This is a genomic window from Gemmiger formicilis (genome assembly GCF_016901605.1).
GTDB lineage: Bacteria > Bacillota > Clostridia > Oscillospirales > Ruminococcaceae > Gemmiger > Gemmiger formicilis_B.
Genome location: NZ_JACJKP010000542.1, coordinates 1 through 333 on the forward strand (window position 1 = coordinate 1; position 333 = coordinate 333).

Below are 333 nucleotides of genomic sequence, written 5' to 3' on the forward strand. Positions count from 1 at the left end.
GCTCTGACCAACTGAGCTAATGGCCCGCAGCACGTATTTGATATTATAGCACAAAAACCCTTGTTTGAAAAGGGTCTGTGGCATTTTTTCCCCCTTGGGGACATACCTTGTTCCAAAAGGAGGGCACGGCTATGCAGCGTTGGTTCTGGGGATTGGCGGCTTTATTCTTGCTGGCGGCAACGGCGTTGGCGCCGCTGCTGCTCTGCCCGCCCTCCGATGGGAACAAGGTATGTCCCCAAGGGGGAAAAAATGCCACAGACCCTTTTCAAACAAGGGTTTTTGTGCTATAATATCAAATACGTGCTGCGGGCCATTAGCTCAGTTGGTCAGAGC

Annotated in this window: 1 protein-coding gene; it reads left to right on the plus strand. The window is 52.0% G+C overall.

Annotated elements, in window-relative coordinates; translation table 11 throughout:
* Positions 1-131: 131 nt before the first annotated feature.
* Positions 132-290, plus strand: coding sequence for a hypothetical protein (locus tag H6B10_RS15860; RefSeq protein ID WP_204652407.1), 159 nt, complete (start codon positions 132-134; stop codon positions 288-290).
* The last annotated feature ends 43 nt before the right edge of the window (positions 291-333 follow it).